Raw genomic sequence first — 14,007 nt, 5'->3', positions numbered from 1 at the left:
CACCGAGCCCCGCGCGCGGATGCGGCCGAGAGTCCGACCCCCCACCAGAACGGACGAGCGCGCTTCACGCTGTGGAAGGTCGATCCCTATCCCTGCACGAGGAGCCTTCGTACGAAGACGAGCTTGCAGGCGAGCCTCATCGCCGTACTGGCCGGTTTCGCCAGCCTCGGGGTCCTTGCGGCCGGCGCCTTCGGCGTCATCACGGCGGCGCTGCAGGGCGCGAACGGCGCGATCCTCGCGTCTGCCGAGAGCGTGCGCGAGGCCGAGGAGGCGGCGATCGATCTGCTCGTGCACGCGCGCTCGCGCGATGCGCTCGTGCGCATGGATCACGAGCGGCGGCTCGCCTCGCACCTCGTCGACGCCGACCGGCTGCTCGCGACCCAGGAGGAGCACGCCGCGGCGCACGAGGCGGTCGACGCGGTCGGGGAGTACCTCCTCGCGAGCCGGATGGGCGCGCCTGGCATCGAGGAGCGGCTGGAGCGGGCCTACGCCGCGGTGGGGGCGCTCGTCGACGTGAACATCGCGCACGCCCGGGCGGCGCGCGCGAGCGCCGCCCGCTGGCAGCGGATCGCGAACGTCGCCGGGATCTCCCTCGCGCTCACCCTGGTGCTCGCGTCGGGGGTGCTGGGGTGGTGGCTGAAGACGCGGGCGCTCCGGCCGGTGCTGGAGCTCTCCGACGCGCTCGCGCGCTTCGGCGGGGGAGACCCGCTGGTGCGGGCGCGCGAGGTGGGACCGGAGGAGGTCGCTCGGATGGCGCGCGACTTCAACCGGATGGCGGACGCGCTCGCGCGGCAGCGTCAGGGACAGGCGGCGTTCCTCGCGAGCGTCGCGCACGACCTGCGCAACCCCATCTCCGCCCTGAAGCTCACCGCGGCGGCGGTGCCGCCCGGCGGTCCGTTGCCGCCGGAGGTGCGCATGCGGCGCGCGTTCGAGGTGGTGCGCCGGCAGGCGACGAAGCTCGAGCGGATGCTGAACGACCTCCTCGACACGGCGCGCATCGAGGCGGGCGAGGTCGAGATGCGCGTGGAGCGGGTGGACCTGCGTGAGCTCGTGCGCGCCGCGCTCGAGCTCTTCGAGGGCACCTCGCCGGGCCACCGGCTCGTGTCCGAGGTCCCCGATCACCCCGTGCCCGTCTACTGCGATCCGCTCCGGATCGAGCAGGTGCTCGCGAACCTGCTCTCGAACGCGATCAAGTACTCGCCCGCCGGGGGCGAGGTGCGGGCCACCCTGCGCGTGGCGTCCGGCGAGGCCGTGATCCAGGTGGCGGACCAGGGGATCGGGATCTCGGAGCGCGACCGGGCGACGATCTTCGAGCCGTTCCGGCGGACCGGCAGCCTGCGGTCGGCGGTGGCGGGCACGGGGCTCGGGCTCTACGTGGTCCGGCGGCTCGTCGAGGCGCACGCCGGCTCCGTCGCCGTCGCGAGCCTGGAGGGGACGGGCACGATCTTCACCGTCCGGCTGCCCCTCGCGCACGACGCGCCGCGGCTCGCCTCCGAGAACGAGTCGGCCGCGCCCGCGGCGCCCTGAGGCGACGGCGGACGCGGCCGGGGATCGATCGCCGAGGAGGACCGTCAGGGCACGATGAAGACGCCCTTCAGGTCCTCGGTCTGCGAGATGTACTGGGTGACCGGGCTCGAGGCGCCGGGCGGGGTGCAGAGGCCCTTCACCGACTTCACCTTGAACTGGTAGTAGCCGGGAGCGAGCGTGCCGGGATACGTGAACGTCGGCGTCCCTCCGCTCACGCCGGGGATCCGCGTGGGGGGGAGCACCTCGTTGCCGAAGGCGTCCACCACGGTGATCTCGTAGGCCGTCTCCGAGCTGTCGTCCACCCAGGAGAAGATGATCGGGCTGGCCGTGGTGAGGAGCTCCGGGCCGTCCGCGCCGGGAGAGATGACGTCGAGCGAGCCCGTGATCTTGAAGGTCTCGAGCGACACCGGCTGCGCGCCGGTCACGTCGAAGTGCACGAGCTCGGTCCCACCCTGGCAGACGTCCGGGTCGCGCACGAGGAAGTCGTTCTCGAACGCCGCGAGCGCGACGTAGCGGCCGGGCGGGACGCCCGCGATCTCGAAGGCGCCGTCGAGGTTCGGCGCCGTGCTCGGCCCGGGAGCGCGCAGGCCAGGGGGCGTCTCGCCGCGGAGGAGGGCAGGGTCGAAGGTGGACTCGACGACGAGGACCACGGACGTGCCCGTGCCGGCGCCGCGGTTCACGAGGCTGACCTGCCCGGTGACCTTCGCACCCGCCGCCCCGGAGACGAGGGAGAGATCCACGTCGGTCACCGCATCCGCGGCCACCGTCGCGGTCCGGGGAGCGTGGACCGCGCCGCGCGCGTACGCCTGGACCGTGTAGTCGCCGGGGGCGAGGTTGAAGATCGCGTAGTCGCCGTTGCGGTCGGCGAGCGCGCTCGACCCGGGTCCGCCCGCGGCGGGCTCCGCGACCACGAGCACGCCCGGCTGGTTCGCCGGGACCGCGGCCGTGCCGGAGATCGTCCCGGTGCCGGCGGAGGGGAGCTCGAGCAGGCCCACGTCGGTGGTCTGCGGGTCGGCGAGCTCGTAGCGCCCGTCCACGAGAGCGGCCGCGGCGGTGTTGACGGGCAGCGCCTCGCGGATGCCCGACGGGAACGTCGCGTATCCCGCCGCGTCGGCGCGGAGGAAGACGTCGCGCGCGACCGGCTTGCCGTCCTTCGACCGGGCGTTCGCGACCTGGATGCTGAAGTCGCCCGCGGCGTCGGTGATCGCGACGGTGCTGATGGGCGAGCGGTTCGCGTCGAGCGCGACCACGCGGGCGCTCTCGATGCCCGCGGCGGTGCCGAGGTCGAACACGTTGCCGCGGATGACGAGCGGCTGCGTGCAGAGGCTCGTCCCGCCCTCGAGCACCTCGCACACCTGGCCGGAGGCGCAGCCGGTCTGCTTGGCCACGTCACACGAGGACTTCTTGTCGGAGCCGCCGCAGGCGAGCGTCGCGGCGAGCGCCGCGGCGAGGGCGAGCGGGGTGAGGCGCTGAGGTCTGCGGAGCACGGAGTTCCTCCAGGATTCGGGCTTCATGCGTCCCTTCTTACAACGACACGGGCGGCCCGTCGCGCGCACGGCCGGCTGCCGGCCATGCGGCGATGAGCGGCGATGTGCCGCCATGTGCGCGAGCGATCCCCGCGGGCGCGACGCTCGCCGGCGCTGGCGCTCCGCTGATCGGGAGGGAAGACGTACCGGTGTGAGAGCGCTCGCCGCGATCATGGCGCTCGCGCCGATCTGCGGGGCCGTCCGCGCCGGCGCGGTGGACGCCCCCGCGGGCGCAGCCGCCGTGGCTCCGCCGCCCCTCGCGTGGCAGGAGCCGGCGCCGCTGGCGCGGCTGTTCCTCCAGCTCCCCTTCGAGGCGCCGGAGACGCTCGCGGCCCGGCGGCTCGCGCTCGAGCTGCGCCTGCTATACGCCAACAGCCTCCTCGTCGCGGAGAACGAGCGGTTCACCCTCGACGTCCACGTCGAGGCGGCGCAGCCCACGCTGTTCCTGCGCCGAGGGATCGCGCGCGGGGTCGAGGCGCAGCTCGCGGTGCCCTTCGTGGTGGACTCCGGCGGCTTTCTCGACCGGGCCATCGAGCTCGCGGAGCGCCTGTTCCACGCGTCGAACCCGCAGCGAAGAGGCCGTCCCCGGAACGTCGCCCGCTTCGAGCTCGCGCGCCGTGGGGGCGGCGAGGTCTCGCGGGACGGCCCGGGCGCCGGCGTGGGAGACGTCTGGGCCGGGCTCAAGGTGAGCGTCGCGAACCTGGGACGCGGAGCGCTCTCCGTGCGCGGCGCGCTCAAGCTCCCCACGGGAAGGCTGCCCTACGGGAGCGAGGAGCTCGATCTCGGCGCCAGCGTGCTCGCGGGCTTCCGCTGGACCGCGAGCGCGGTGCGACTCCAGCTCGACCTCGGGGTTCCCACCGCTCGCCTTCCGGAGGTGAACGTGACGACGCGACCCTACGGCGCGGCGAACCTGGGCTGGACGCTGGGCCTCGGGGAACGCGTGGCGCTCCAGGTCCAGGCGAGCGGCCATCTCTCGCCGCTCGCCGGCTCCGGCCTCGGCCAGGTCGACCGCGCGACGGCTTACGTGCTCGGGGGAGCGACGTTCGCGCTCGCCCGCCGCGTCGAGCTGCAGGCGGGGATCGCGGAGAACGTCTTCAGCCCGTACCGTGGGGCCGACCTCACGCTCCTCGTCGGGCTCCGGTCGCGGCCGTGAAGCCCGCCGCGGCGTCGCCGTCAGGTCCGCGTGAACGGCTCGATCCGCCCGCGCGCCGCGAGCTCCTGCGGGAGCAGCGCCGCGAGCAGCGCCTCGTGGACCGGCGCCGGTACGCCCGCGGCGCGGGCGAGGCGCACCACCGCCCCGGGCTGATCTTCGAGCTCCGACGGACGGGCCGCGCCGACGTCGCGCTGCATGGAGATCGTCCCGTCGGGCTGGACCCCGTCCACGCGCTTGAGCGCCCGGGCGGCGGCGTCCGGCGGGAGGGCCACGCCCCGCGCGCGGGCGAGCGCGGCGATCTCCTCCTGCGCCGCGGCGAGGAGGGCGCGGGTCTCGGGGACGGCGCGGAGGACGCCCACGGGGGCGCGCGTCACGGCGCCGATCGCCCCGAGCGGCTCGACGAAGAGGAACTTCTCCCAGATGGCGGTCTCGATCTCCGGGGTGACCGCCGCCTCCGCGCCCGCGGCCCTCAGGACCGCGGCGACGGCCTCGAGGCGCGGGGAGGGCGCCGCGGCGAGGGCGCCTCGCTCGCCCATGGCGAGGCGCGGGGGTGGCCCGACGTGCTGCACGCGCCCCGCGCCGGCGATCCAGGAGAGGACGTTGATGGTCCCGCCCGCGACGTGCTCGGGGCCGAGCGCCTCCGCAAGCCGGTCGGCCGCCTCCACGCCGTTCTGCAGCGGGACGGCGACGCCGCCCTGCGCGACGAGCGGCGCGAGGGAGGGGGCGACCTCCGTGATCTGCCACGCCTTCACCGCCACCAGCACCGCGTCGGCCGGTCCGAGCGCACCGGGCGCTGCGTCCGCGGCGACGCGCACGGTGAACGCGCCGAGCGACGAATCGACCGCGAGCCCGTCCCGCCGGATCGCCTCGAGGTGCGCGCCGCGCGCGACGACGGCGACCTCGACGCCCGAGCGGGCGAGCAGCCCCCCGAGCAGCCCGCCCACGCCCCCTGCTCCGACGACCACGATGCGCATCCGGGCTGTTTAGCAAAGCCGCCGCACGCCCGCACGTTCGCCGTGCAGCGGGCGCCGACACCGGCAGCCGCTCACGGCACGTCGGACTCCGGGCCGCCCTCGCCCTCGTGGCTCGCGAGGAGCGAGTAGAGGCGGCGCCGGGTGACGCCCAGCATCCGGGCGGCGTGCGTCTTGTTCCCGCCCGCGCGCTCGAGCGCGGCGTGGAGGAGCTCGCGCTCGAGCGCGTCGAGGCTGAAGCCCTCGACGAGCAGGTCGCCCACGCGGCGCGCGCGCTGCGCGGTCCCCGGGGCGACGTGCTCCGCCCGGAGCTCGTCCTCGCCGGCGAGGATGAGCGCCCGCTCGAGGACGTTCTCGAGCTCGCGCACGTTCCCCGGCCAGCGGTGCTGGACGAGCCGCTCGCGCGCGCTCGGGCCGAGCTTCTCGGGCGGCAGGCCGCGGGCGGCCAGGAAGCGCTCCGCGAGGGGGAGCACGTCCTCGCGCCGGTCCCGCAGCGGCGGCACCGCGATGGCGAACACGTTCAGGCGGTAGAACAGGTCCTCGCGGAAGGCGCCCTCCGCGACGGCGCCCGCGAGGTCGCGGTTCGTCGCGGACACGACCCGCACGTCCACCGTCCGCTCCTCGGTCGCGCCGAGCGGCACGAAGCGGCGATCCTGCAGGAAGCGCAGGAGCTTCACCTGCGTGGGCTGGGTGATCTCGCCGATCTCGTCCAGGAACAGGGTGCCGCGGTCCGCGGCGGCGAGGTGGCCGGCCTTGCGCTGGGTCGCGCCGGTGAAGGCCCCCTTCTCGTGGCCGAAGAGCTCGCCCTCGAGGAGCGTCTCCGGCAGCGCCGCGCAGTGCACCTCGACGAGCGGGCCGGCGGCCCGGCGCCCCTGGTAGTGGATGAACCGCGCGAGCTGCGACTTGCCCGTGCCGCTCTCGCCGAGGAGCAGCACGGTCGCGTCCGTCGCCGCGACCTGGCGGGCCGCCTGCAGCGCCGCGCGCATGGCGGGGCTCTCCGCGACGAGCTCGGGCGTGAGCCGGGCGACGAGCCGGGCCTCCCGCGCCTCGGCGCCGCGCTGCGAGACGAGGCGGCGGACGCGGAGCCGGAGCTCGTCCATGGAGAACGGCTTCGTCACGTAGTCGACGGCGCCCGCCTTCATCGCCTCGACCGCCGACTCGGCGGAGGCGTAGGCGGTCATGACGATCACGTCGGGCGGCTGCGGGAGGGCCCGCGCGGCGCGCAGCACGGCGAGCCCGTCCACGTCTGGCATGCGCAGGTCCGTGACCACGAGGTCGAAGCGCGAGGCCGCGAGCCGGACGAGCGCGTCGCGCCCGGAGGTGGCGCGCTCGAGCTCGTGTCCGTCGAGCTCCAGCATCTCGGCGACGAGCTTCCCGAGCTTCGGCTCGTCGTCCACGACCAGGATCCGCGCCATGAGAGGCTCCTATCCAGTGCTCCGGGGCAGGCGCACCTCGAACGCAGCGCCCGGCCCGGGCCCCGCGACGAGCCGCAGCTCGCCGCCGTGCCGCTCCACGATCCTGCGCGCGATGGCGAGCCCCAGCCCCGCGCCGTCCTTGCGCCCCGTCGCGAACGGCTCGAACAGCCGCGCGCGCAGCGCGGGATCGATCCCGCGCCCGTCGTCCCGCACCTCGAGGACCACCGCGCCGTCCACGGCCGACCCCCGGATCTCGATTCGCCTGGCGCCGGCCTCGGCGGCGTTCTGGAGGAGGTTCGAGAGCACCTGCCGCAGGCGCGCGGGATCGGCGCGCACGGGGAGCGGCGGGACCGCGAGCCGGACCTCCACCCGCGGGTGGGAGCGCGCGAGCCCGCGGGCGGCCTCGTCCGCCACCGCGGCCGCGTCCAGCTCCGCGGGCGAGATCGACGGCTCGCGCGCGAGGTCGAGGAAGTCGTCGGTGAGCCGCCGGAGCCGCTCGACCTCGCCGAGCACGTCCTCCAGCGCCTCCCGGTCGCGCGGGCCGAGCGCGCCCGCGGTCCGCTCGCGGACGAGCTCGACCGCACCGCGGATCACGCCGAGCGGGTTGCGGATCTCGTGGGCGACCATGGCCCCCATCCGCGCGAGGGCGTCGCCGCGCGCGGCCCGCTCTGCGCCGACGCGGCGCTGCGCCTCGCCGCGCGCCCAGTGGATCCCGAGCGCGGCCAGGCTCAGCGCCCCGAGCACCGAGACGACGACCGCCACGAGGAGCGCACGCCGGACCCCCGCCCGCGCCTGCGCGAACGACTCGCCCGCCTCGAGGGCCAGCACCGCGCGGGGGGCGTCCGGTCCCCGGATCGGGAAGTAGCCGGTCGCGACGGGCAGGTCGCCGACGGCGTACCCGAACGCGATCGAGGCCTCGCCGCGGAGCGCGCGCGCGACGCGACCCGCGTCCACGCGCAAGAGGTCCGCCCGCGCACCCGCGGGCCCGGTCGCGTCGGCGAGCACGACGAGCTCCGGCGAGAGCACGTACGCTCCCTCGAGCGCGTTCGCCGTCATGATGGCGCGCAGGCGCTGGGAGGTCGGGGGGACGTCGGCGAGGAGCTCGGCCGCGGCGGTGCCCGCGCCGCGGAGCCGCTCCTCGAGGACCCGATCGAGCGCGCCAGTCGCGGAGCGATGCAGGGACAGCGTCGCGGTGAGCGCGACGGCGAGGCCGACGGCGGCCGCGGCGAGGGGAATGCGCGCGAGGGACACTACCGTCCCAGCGTGTAACCGATCGCCACCGAGGGCGCGACCTGGTCGTAGGAGAGGGCGTCGACGTTGGACAGCGCGTGCCGGCCGACGACGCCCGCCCGCGCGATCCAGCGGTCGGCGAGATCCACCTCAAGGAACGTCGCGCCGTCGAGGTAGGTGTCGCGGCGCCGGGCGCCGAGCGCGGCGTCGAACGCGTCGTAGGACCGGAAGGTGAGCCCGAGATCGACCCCCAGCCGGGCGCGCCCGAGGAGGACGCGCGCCTCGGCGCGCGGGCCGTGCTCCCAGAAGGAGAGGACGGGCTCGTCCGCGGCGTCCCGCGCGCCGGCGTACGCGACGCCGAGCCGGAGCCGCGAGGTCGCGTCGAGCGAGGCGCGCGCCTCGGCCCGCTGCAGGACTCCGGAGAACGGCGACCAGTTGCCGGCGTAAGACTCGAAGCGCACGGCGTAGCTTCCGGTCACGGCCGCCCGGCCGCGGCGCAGCCAGCCCGAGGCGAGGAGCCGATGGGCGCCCAGGTAGTCCTCTCCGCCGAGGGCCCGGTGCGCGTACTCGTACTCCGCGGCCGCGCCACGGTTTCCGGCGCGGAGCTGCCAGCCGGCGGCCGCCTCGACCCCGCCCAGATCGTACGCGTCGAGCCGGGCGAGCTCGTGCCAGAGCCCGCCGGCGCGCAGGTACGGACCGCGGGCGCCTCGCGGGCGCCACAGGGCCGAGGCGGAGAGCGACGCCGTGCCGTCGGACCTGGGCGCGACGCCTTCGGGGCCGCCCGGGCCCAGGTTGACGTTCGAGTCCCAGCCGGACTCGGCGAGGAACGACAGGACGAGCCGGCCATCTCTCCGGGCGAGGCGGGCGAGATCCAGGGCGGGGCTCGCGAGCGCCGGGTTCGCCGCCGCGCCCTCGAGGAGCGACGCGGCCCGCGTCCCGTCGCCGGCGCGCAGCGCGACGAGCCCCAGGTAGAAGCGCGCCTCCTCGCGGTGCGCGGGCTCCCGCTCGGCCGCGCGCAGGAGCCGCTCGGCGGATGCGTCGTCGCCCAGCTCGTAGCGGGCGATGCCGCCGAGGAGCGCGGCCGGGGCGCTGCCATCCGCGGCGAACGCCGCCTCGAACGCGCGCGCCGCGCCCGCGAGATCCTCCGCGTCGAGCTTGCGGAGGCCCTCCTGGAACGGGTCCTCGCCGCGGGCGGCGCAGAGCCGCGCGAGCGCGGCGCGCGAGGCCGCGTCGACGGGATCGCGCGCGAGCGCCTCGCGGTACGCCGCCGCGGCGCTGTCCCGCGCCCCCGCGGCGAGCTCGGAGTCGCCGACGGCGCGGTAAGCCTGCGCGGCGGCCGGATCGGGCGGGAGCGGCTCGACCGGCGCGCAGGGATCCATGGCGGCGAGCGCGAGCGAGAGGAGGGGAGCGAGCACCTCAGCCTCCGTTCCGCGGCGTGACGTCGCCGTCCGGGTCCGCGGCTCGCGTCGTGCCGGCTCGCGTCGCGAGCGCGTCCGCCTCCCGGCAGTAGGCCGCGGCGAGCGCAGCGCGGCCTTCCGCGCGGCGGGCCTGGCAGCGGGCGCGGTACCAGGCGAGGGTCGTCTCCGAGGGGGCCGCCGCGAGGGCGGGGGCGAGCTCGGCGCGGATGGCGCGCGCCTGCTCGGCGATGCGCGGGCCGGAGCGGTCGCCGAGGCCCGCGAGGAGCCGGTCGGCGCAGGTGTAGAGCCGGGCGCCGTAGCAGGCCAGGGCGCGGTAGTAATCGTGGAGCGGAAGGCCGCCGTCGCCGGCGGTCTCGAACGTCTCGACCGCCTCCTCGAAGCGGTCGAGCTTCACGAGCGCCGCGCCCGCGTACCCGGCTGCCTCCGGCTCCCCGAGCTTCTCGGCGACGCGGAACTCGACGAGCGCCGCGTCGTAGCGCTCGGCCCGGAAGTGCGCCGCTCCGGCGAGGAGATGCGACTCGGCGCCGCCCGCCGGCGCGTTCGCGGCGACCAGGACTGCGAGGGCGGCGGCCTGCAGCACGACGACTCCGCTCATCTCCCGCCCATGTGGCCGCCGTCCATGCCACCGCCCATGTGACCGCCTTCCATCCCGCCGTGCATCTCGCGCGTGCGCACCGCCCCGGCCGCGTCGCGGCAGTCACCCGCCGAGTCCCCCGGGTGCATCCCGCTCCGGTGGCCCGCGTCGGCCCCGTGGTCGCGGTCGCGACCGACGTGGCGCGCGCGCTGCTGCTCGCCGTGACGGGCGGCGCGGTCGTGGGCGGCCCGCGAGGCCTCCTCGCGGCGCTCCCGCTCGGCGCGGGCACCCGGTGCCATCAGGTCGCCGTCGGGGAGCGAGGGCGGGCGCTCCGGAAGCGACGCGCGCTCGAGCAGGGCCTCCCGGACCGCCTCGTGGGCGGCGCGCATCGTCTCGTCGTCGGCGGAGGCGGCGAGAGGGCCGAGCGCGGCGGCGAGGGCGAGGGCGGCGAGGGGGGCTTGGCGCATGGACTCATTCTCCTGGGAGCCGCCCGCGGCGGCAACGATGCGAAAAGCACGCTTCGTGCCGCTCGCAACCCGGCGCGGACGCCGGGGATTCGCCCCGCCGGTGTCCCGTGCAGTACGGTCGAGCGTACCGGATGGTACGGTGCCGCGTGCCCCGGCCGCGCTCACATCCGCCTGAAATGCAGCCGTTTCGGGGCTGCGGCAGCGGTGGCACGCCGACTGCGATGGAGAGGGGTCGCGGCGCGCCGGAGCACGCCGCGGCCCGGAGCCGGAGGCGAGCGCCTCTCCGCGGAGTACCTCGCTCGCAAGAGGTAGAGACGTGAGGACGAAGAGCTGGATGTTCGGGATCGTCGCCGCGCTGGCGAGCGCGTGCGGCGGCGCGGAGAGCGGCGGAGTGGACACGCAGGTCCAGGCGTACCAGGCGGCGCGGGGGGACCTCGCGACGGCGGTCCAGACCTACCAGTCCGAGGCGTCCACGGCGAGCACCACCGACGCCTGCCAGGCGGCGCAGGCGCGGTACGGCGCGGCCGCCGGCCCGGCGCTGGAGCGCATGCGCCAGATGAGCGGCGCGCTCGCGGGCGACGGCCAGCACATGGGTGGGACGAGCGGAATGGGCATGACCGGCGGGATGGGCATGCAGAGCGGCGGCGCCGATCTCTCCTGCGGCGTCGCGGCGATGACGACGGAGCTCGCCCGCCACCAGGCGGTAGCGTGCGCCGGGGACGCCCTCGCGAACCACGCGGAGATGCAGCAGCACCTCTGTCAGATGAGCGGCTGGCTCGAGCAGCAGCGCGTGCGCTGCCAGGCGATGCTGGGCGAGGGCACGGGGCCGGGCGCCTGCCTGGCGAACCCCGACGGGACGTACGCGATGGGCGCCTGCGCCGACGGCACCGCATGTCCGTACGCGTGCGACGGCACCGCCGGCGTGCAGCCCGCCGCGGCACCCTGAGCGACGGGCGGAGGACGCCGGCCGCCCCGCGCGGCCGGCGTCCTCTCAACGTAGCCGCAGGATCCGGATCCCGCCCACGAGCACCATGGCGGCGACCGCAGCGCCGACCGCGAGGTCGGGCAGCCGGGAGCCGGTGATCGCGACGAGGGCGCCCGCGAGGATGACGCCCAGGTTCGCGAGCACGTCGTTCGTCGAGAAGATGACGCTCGCCTTCATGTGCGCGCCCCCGTCGCGGTGGCGCGACACGAGGAGGAGCGAGGAGACGTTGGCGGCGAGCGCGAGGAGCGAGATCCCCATCATGGCGGGGGCCTCGGGCGCGCTGCCCGCCGCGAGCCGCCGCACGACGTCCCCGAGCGCCCCCAGCGCGAGCGCGGCCTGCAGCCAGCCGGAGACGTGCGCGGCCCGGACCTTGAGCGCCGCGGGCTTCCCGACGGCGTAGAGCGCCAGCGCGTACACCGCCGCGTCGGCGAGCATGTCGAGCGAGTCTGCGACGAGCCCCATCGACTGCGCGAGCCAGCCGGACACGAGCTCCACCGCGAACATCGCGGCGTTGATCGCGAGGACCGCGCGGAGCGTCCCCGCCTCCCGAGCGTCCGTGTCCACCGCGCCGGCGCTCGCTGCCGCCGCCTCGCTCCGAAGGACCACTGCGCCGAGCCCGAGCGGCACGAGGCGGGCGAGGAGCGCGGAGGCGTCGCCCCCGTGCACGACGGCGACCTCCCGCGCGGCGAGGTCGAAGCGGAGCCCTCCGATCTCGGCACCGTCGAGCGCCATCCGGATGAGCCGCTCCTCGGACGGACAGTCCATCTTCGGGACCGAGAACAGGGTGCGGCGCAGCGTCACGGGGTGAGGGGAGCCCATCGGCCGTTCGTTACCGCGTCCGCGCCGTGATGGCCACCTTCGCACCGCCAGCCCGCGGGGGAACCCGCTCGCCGCCGCGACGGGAGAGGCGACCGCCAGGCGCCTGGATTAGCACCCGGGCATGGCGCTTCGGATCGAGGACTACGCGCTCGTCGGGGACATGCAGAGCGCCGCCCTCGTCGGCCGCGACGGTTCGGTGGACTGGCTGTGCTGGCCGCGGTTCGACTCGGATGCGTGCTTCGCCGCGCTGCTCGGTGGTCCGGACGACGGGCGCTGGCGCATCGCGCCGAGCCTCGCGCCGCGCCGCGTGACGCGGCGCTACCACCCCGGCACGCTCGTGCTCGAGACGGACTTCGAGGTGGACGGCGGGCGTGTCCGCCTCGTCGACTGCATGCCGCCGCGCGCGGACGTGCCCGACCTCGTGCGCGTCGTCGAGGGCGTCGAGGGGCGCGTCGCGATCGACTTCGAGCTGCGGCTCAGGATGGAGTACGGCGCGCGCCGCCCCTGGCTGCGCCGGCTCGACGGCGGGGTCGAGGCGCTGGCGGGACCGGACGCGGTGCTGCTCCGCTCGCCGCTCGCGTGCGAGCTCGAGGACGCTTGCGCGCGGCGCACCTTCGAGGTCGAGGCGGGGCAGCGGGTGCCCTTCGCGCTCACCTGGTTCCCCTCGCACCGCGCGCCGCCGCGCCCGATCGACCCGCTCGTCCAGCTGGAGAACACCGAGCGGTTCTGGGCGGGCTGGGTCGCGCGCTGCACGCACGAGGGCCCGTGGCGCGACGAGGTCATCCGGTCCCTGGTCACGCTCAAGGCGCTCACGTACGCGCCCACGGGAGGCCTCGTGGCGGCGGCCACGACCTCGCTGCCCGAGCGGCTCGGCGGCGTGCGCAACTGGGACTACCGCTACTGCTGGATCCGCGACGCCACCCTCGCGCTCACCGCGCTCGTCGACGCGGGCTATCGCGAGGAGGCGGCGGCGTGGCGGGACTGGCTCCTCCGCGCCGTCGCGGGCGATCCGGAGAAGCTGCAGATCATGTACGGCCTCGCCGGGGAGCGGCGGCTCGACGAGCGGGAGGTGCCGTGGCTCGCGGGGTACGAGGGCTCGCGACCGGTGCGGGTCGGCAACGCCGCGCACCGCCAGCTCCAGCTCGACGTCTACGGCGAGGTGATGGACAGCCTGTTCCAGGCGGAGGAGGCCGGCCTCTCGCCGCGGCCCGAGGGGTGGCGCATGCAGCGGGCGCTGCTCGAGGCGCTCGAGGGGCGCTGGGACGAGCCGGACGAGGGGATCTGGGAGGTGCGCGCCGGGCGCCAGATGTTCACGCACTCGAAGGTGATGGCGTGGGTCGCGTTCGACCGCGCCATCCGGGCGGTGCGCCGGTTCGGGCTCGAGGCCCCGGTCGAGCGCTGGCGGGCGCTGCGCAAGCAGATCCACGAGGAGGTCTGCCGGCGCGGCTACGACGTCGAGCGTGGCGCGTTCGTGCAGCGCTACGGCGCGAAGGACCTCGACGCGAGCCTGCTCGTCATCCCGGTGGTCGGGTTCCTGCCCCCGCGGGACCCGCGCGTGCTCGGGACCATCGACGCGATCGGGCGCGAGCTCGTGGACGACGGCCTCGTGCGCCGCTACGACACCGCGACCACGCCCGACGGGCTGCCGCCGGGGGAGGGGATCTTCCTCGCCTGCTCGTTCTGGATGGTGGACGCGCTCGCGCTCGCCGGGCGGCGGGACGAGGCGGTGCGCCTGTTCGAGCGCGTGAGCAGCCTCGCGAACGACGTGGGGCTGCTCAGCGAGCAGTACGACCCGGGCGCGCGGCGGCTCGTCGGGAACTACCCGCAGGCGTTCAGCCACATGGCGCTCGTCGGCAGCGCCGAGGTGCTGGCCCGCGGGTGCGGGCCCGCGAGCCGGCGGTCGCGCTGAGCGGTGCGCGCCG

General features: G+C 76.1%; 12 protein-coding genes. 4 read left to right on the top strand and 8 right to left on the bottom strand.

What is annotated here, in order from left to right:
- The first annotated feature begins 123 nt into the window (after nucleotides 1-123).
- The gene (locus MNY60_RS05350; RefSeq protein WP_242337367.1) at nucleotides 124-1,527 is read left to right on the top strand and encodes a HAMP domain-containing sensor histidine kinase; all 1,404 of its coding nucleotides are present in this window, start codon (nucleotides 124-126) and stop codon (nucleotides 1,525-1,527) included.
- 44 nt (nucleotides 1,528-1,571) lie between these two features.
- Here the strand turns inward: MNY60_RS05350 and MNY60_RS05345 are convergent, their stop codons facing one another.
- Complete coding sequence (locus MNY60_RS05345) at nucleotides 1,572-3,014, bottom strand: carboxypeptidase-like regulatory domain-containing protein (protein ID WP_242360130.1); 1,443 nt, start codon at nucleotides 3,012-3,014, stop codon at nucleotides 1,572-1,574.
- 190 nt (nucleotides 3,015-3,204) lie between these two features.
- On the opposite strand from MNY60_RS05345, the gene MNY60_RS05340 reads away from it, so the two are divergent.
- Nucleotides 3,205-4,206, top strand: coding sequence for a DUF3187 family protein (locus MNY60_RS05340; protein WP_242337371.1), 1,002 nt, complete (start codon nucleotides 3,205-3,207; stop codon nucleotides 4,204-4,206).
- A 20-nt stretch (nucleotides 4,207-4,226) separates the two neighbouring features.
- On the opposite strand, the gene MNY60_RS05335 is transcribed toward MNY60_RS05340, so the two are convergent.
- The 6 genes from MNY60_RS05335 to MNY60_RS05310 all read right to left on the bottom strand — a co-directional run bounded on the left by MNY60_RS05335 (nucleotide 4,227) and on the right by MNY60_RS05310 (nucleotide 10,281).
- Complete coding sequence (locus tag MNY60_RS05335) at nucleotides 4,227-5,180, bottom strand: ketopantoate reductase family protein (protein WP_242337372.1); 954 nt, start codon at nucleotides 5,178-5,180, stop codon at nucleotides 4,227-4,229.
- Nucleotides 5,181-5,251: 71 nt separating this feature from the next.
- Nucleotides 5,252-6,592: a sigma-54 dependent transcriptional regulator gene (locus MNY60_RS05330; protein WP_242360129.1), complete on the bottom strand. Its 1,341-nt coding sequence runs from the start codon at nucleotides 6,590-6,592 to the stop codon at nucleotides 5,252-5,254.
- A gap of 9 nt (nucleotides 6,593-6,601) precedes the next feature.
- Nucleotides 6,602-7,843 carry a PAS domain-containing sensor histidine kinase gene (locus MNY60_RS24165; protein ID WP_242337376.1) on the bottom strand — a complete coding sequence of 414 codons (1,242 nt, stop codon included), beginning with the start codon at nucleotides 7,841-7,843 and terminating at the stop codon, nucleotides 6,602-6,604.
- Nucleotides 7,843-9,237, bottom strand: coding sequence for a hypothetical protein (locus MNY60_RS05320; protein WP_242337379.1), 1,395 nt, complete (start codon nucleotides 9,235-9,237; stop codon nucleotides 7,843-7,845). Before MNY60_RS05320 ends, MNY60_RS24165 begins: the two co-directional genes overlap by 1 nt.
- A gap of 1 nt (nucleotide 9,238) precedes the next feature.
- Nucleotides 9,239-9,835: a hypothetical protein gene (locus tag MNY60_RS05315; protein ID WP_242337381.1), complete on the bottom strand. Its 597-nt coding sequence runs from the start codon at nucleotides 9,833-9,835 to the stop codon at nucleotides 9,239-9,241.
- On the bottom strand, nucleotides 9,832-10,281 hold the full coding sequence (locus tag MNY60_RS05310) for a hypothetical protein (RefSeq protein ID WP_242337383.1): 450 nt from the start codon (nucleotides 10,279-10,281) through the stop codon (nucleotides 9,832-9,834). The genes MNY60_RS05315 and MNY60_RS05310 overlap by 4 nt, the downstream gene beginning before the upstream one ends.
- Nucleotides 10,282-10,597: 316 nt before the next feature.
- Here MNY60_RS05310 and MNY60_RS05305 point away from each other — a divergent pair, with 316 nt between their 5' ends.
- Entirely contained in the window at nucleotides 10,598-11,227 is a 630-nt protein-coding gene (locus tag MNY60_RS05305) for a hypothetical protein (RefSeq protein WP_242337385.1), read from the top strand.
- 45 nt (nucleotides 11,228-11,272) lie between these two features.
- Here the strand turns inward: MNY60_RS05305 and MNY60_RS05300 are convergent, their stop codons facing one another.
- A complete protein-coding gene (locus MNY60_RS05300; RefSeq protein ID WP_242337386.1) occupies nucleotides 11,273-12,085 on the bottom strand; it encodes a cation transporter in 813 nt (270 codons plus the stop codon).
- Between the two features lie 121 nt (nucleotides 12,086-12,206).
- On the opposite strand from MNY60_RS05300, the gene MNY60_RS05295 reads away from it, so the two are divergent.
- Nucleotides 12,207-13,994, top strand: coding sequence for a glycoside hydrolase family 15 protein (locus tag MNY60_RS05295; RefSeq protein ID WP_242337388.1), 1,788 nt, complete (start codon nucleotides 12,207-12,209; stop codon nucleotides 13,992-13,994).
- Nucleotides 13,995-14,007: the final 13 nt, after the last annotated feature.

It is taken from the genome of Anaeromyxobacter sp. SG17, from assembly GCF_022690695.1.
GTDB classification, from domain to species: domain Bacteria; phylum Myxococcota; class Myxococcia; order Myxococcales; family Anaeromyxobacteraceae; genus Anaeromyxobacter; species Anaeromyxobacter soli.
The sequence above is the reverse complement of the archived record's forward strand: the minus strand, read 5'-3'. Positions and strand labels throughout refer to the sequence as shown.

Excerpts from the sequence above, each read along its gene's own strand:
- MNY60_RS05310 (WP_242337383.1), bottom strand. The coding sequence starts at position 10,281 with ATGCGCCAAGCCCCCCTCGCCGCCCTCGCCCTCGCCGCCGCGCTCGGC.
- MNY60_RS05335 (WP_242337372.1), bottom strand. The coding sequence starts at position 5,180 with ATGCGCATCGTGGTCGTCGGAGCAGGGGGCGTGGGCGGGCTGCTCGGG.
- MNY60_RS05295 (WP_242337388.1), top strand. The coding sequence starts at position 12,207 with ATGGCGCTTCGGATCGAGGACTACGCGCTCGTCGGGGACATGCAGAGC.
- MNY60_RS05300 (WP_242337386.1), bottom strand. The coding sequence starts at position 12,085 with ATGGGCTCCCCTCACCCCGTGACGCTGCGCCGCACCCTGTTCTCGGTC.
- MNY60_RS05315 (WP_242337381.1), bottom strand. The coding sequence starts at position 9,835 with ATGAGCGGAGTCGTCGTGCTGCAGGCCGCCGCCCTCGCAGTCCTGGTC.
- MNY60_RS05330 (WP_242360129.1), bottom strand. The coding sequence starts at position 6,592 with ATGGCGCGGATCCTGGTCGTGGACGACGAGCCGAAGCTCGGGAAGCTC.